Annotated in this window: 2 protein-coding genes and 1 pseudogene; all 3 read left to right on the forward strand. The window is 67.9% G+C overall.

Annotation, left to right across the window (positions count from 1 at the left end; translation table 11 throughout):
• Positions 1-1,019, forward strand: a 1,019-nt coding sequence (locus ACWELQ_RS43095; RefSeq protein ID WP_452402749.1) for an Lrp/AsnC family transcriptional regulator, incomplete at its 5' end; no start/stop codon positions are given.
• A gap of 157 nt (positions 1,020-1,176) precedes the next feature.
• A complete protein-coding gene (gene recA, locus ACWELQ_RS43100) occupies positions 1,177-2,220 on the forward strand; it encodes a recombinase RecA (protein WP_452402750.1) in 1,044 nt (347 codons plus the stop codon).
• A 69-nt stretch (positions 2,221-2,289) separates the two neighbouring features.
• Positions 2,290-2,736, forward strand: a pseudogene (locus tag ACWELQ_RS43105) (hypothetical protein); the annotation flags it as partial.

A 2,736-nucleotide genomic window follows, 5' to 3' on the forward strand; every position in this document is an offset into this window, starting at 1 on the left:
ATGAGGAAGACGTGGATGATTCCTCCGTCCTGGATGTGCTCGACAAACAGATCGTGCACGGCCTGGTCACCGATGCGCGCATCCCCTTCGCGCGGCTGGGGGCGATCCTCGGCGTCTCCGAGCAGACGGTCGCGCGGCGGTATCGATCGCTGCGCACGCGGGGCGTGATTCACGTTGCGGGACAGGTGAATACCGTGCCGCTGGGGCAGCCGCGCTGGATCATGCGCATCACCTCGACGCCCGCCAAGGCGGTGTCGCTGGCCGAATCCCTGGCCCGGGTGCCGGAATTGAGCTGGGTGTCGCTGCTGAGCACCGGTTTCGACGTGATGTGCGTGGGCCGGACCCGCTCGCTGCAACGCCGCGACGAGTTGCTGCTGCGGATGATCCCGCGCGCCACCCCGGTGCTCGGGTTGAGCGTCTTCGAGGTGCTGCGGCAGTTCCCGTTCACCGAGGAGTGGCCGCGCTACGGCCGGCTGCTGACCTCCGAACAGCTGGCGGAACTCGGTCCGCGCCCGCCCATGTGGGATCCGCTCGGGCCGGAATCCCCGGTCACGCTGTCGCGGGAGGACGAGGCGATGCTGGCGATCCTGGCGCGCGACGGTCGCGCGCCGTACGCGCAACTGGCCGCCGCCACGGGCTGGAGTGCGACCCGGGTGGCGCGGCGGATGAACGAGCTCACGGAGTCCGGGGTGCTGTACTTCGATCTCGACTTCGCCCTGGAACTCATGGGCTACACCGCGCGGGCGGCATTGTGGCTGAAGGTGCATCCGGGGCATCTGGAGGAGGTGGGCATGGCGATCGCCCAGTACCCGGAGGTGGCGTATCTGGCCGCGGTCACCGGCACGGCGAATCTGAACATCTCGGTGGTCTGCCGCGACAACGCCCATCTCTACCGGTTCGTCACCGAACGCCTGGGCGCGCTGCCGGGGATCAACGATGTCGAGGTGACGCCCGCCCTGCGGATTTTCAAGCAGTCGCAGAGCCTGATCGATGCCCGAAAGATCGCGGTCGCGCCCTGAAGTCCCTCGCGTGTCGCGGGTTGCCTTGCGTGTCGTTCAGCGCGTCGCTTGCGTCGAACATCTGTTCGTCTAAGCTCGGCGTCGGAACTTGTCGGTGCCTCTCTCTAATGTGGGCGCCAACCACAGAGAACGAGACTCAACCCGTTGAGAAGGGGAACTGACGATGGCACCAGCGGCTTTCGATCGTGACAAGGCCCTCGAACTGGCCATGGCCCAGGTCGAGAAGAGCTTCGGCAAGGGCGCGCTCATGCGCCTGGGAGAGGAGCAGCGCCAGCCGATCTCGGTGATCCCCACCGGGTCCATCTCGCTGGATGTCGCCCTCGGAATCGGCGGCCTGCCGCGTGGCCGCATCGTCGAGGTCTACGGCCCGGAATCCTCGGGTAAGACCACGGTCGCCCTGCACGCGGTGGCCAACGCCCAGGCCAACGGCGGTGTCGCCGCCTTCATCGACGCCGAGCACGCGCTGGATCCGGAGTACGCCCGCAAGCTCGGTGTCGACACCGACGCGCTGCTGGTCTCGCAGCCGGACACCGGTGAGCAGGCCCTCGAGATCGCCGACATGCTGGTGCGTTCCGGTGCCATCGACATCATCGTCATCGACTCCGTCGCCGCCCTGGTGCCGCGCGCCGAGATCGAGGGCGAGATGGGTGACAGCCACGTCGGTCTGCAGGCGCGACTGATGAGCCAGGCGCTGCGCAAGATGACGTCGGCCCTGAACAATTCGGGCACCACCGCCATCTTCATCAACCAGCTGCGCGAGAAGATCGGCGTCATGTTCGGCTCCCCGGAGACCACGACCGGTGGTAAGGCGCTGAAGTTCTACGCCTCGGTCCGCCTGGACGTGCGTCGTATCGAGACCCTCAAGGACGGTTCCGACGCGGTCGGTAACCGCACCCGCGTGAAGGTCGTCAAGAACAAGGTCGCCCCGCCGTTCAAGCAGGCCGAGTTCGACATTCTCTACGGTGTCGGCATCTCCAAGGAGGGCTCGATCATCGACATGGGTGTCGATCAGGGCTTCATCCGCAAGTCCGGCTCCTGGTACACCTACGAGGGTGACCAGCTCGGCCAGGGCAAGGAGAACGCCCGCAAGTTCCTGCTGGAGAACACCGATGTGCGCGACGAGATCGAGAAGAAGATCAAGGAGAAGCTGGGCATCGGCGCCGACGTCACCGTCGACGAGGCCGCTGCCGCCGACTTCTGATCGATGACCCCTCGGGATTCCGAAGGGCCCCGGCCTGATTCGCCGGGGCCCACCCCCCGCCTCGACGCGGTGGAACGCCTCCGCCGCCAACTCGAGGCCACCAGCGCCCGCGCCGCGAAGCGCACCCCGCGTGCGCCCCGCACCTCGGCTCCCGACCAGAGCCACGACCTCTTCGGTCGCGACTCCACCGACCCCTACACCTCCAGCGCAGGCACCTGGAACTACGGCCCCTCAACAGCCCCCACCTCCTACTCGCCTCCCCCCGAGGACAATTCGGCCGCCCACCAGCGCTCCACCTGGCACACGACCGACGACACGACCACCTCGGCCGACCAGTCGCCGCCCCGCGAGACCACCGGCAGCTCCCGCCCGAACCCTCCCGACGCGTCTTCCGGAACCGACGTCGAGTCCGCCCCGAATCCTTCCCGTTCCCAACGCCGTCCGCCCACCGGGCAACGCCGCGCGCCGGGGCAGTGGCGAGAGGAAGCGCCCACTGCCCCGGGCCTCGGCACACCC

Source organism: Nocardia sp. NPDC004722 (assembly GCF_053601505.1).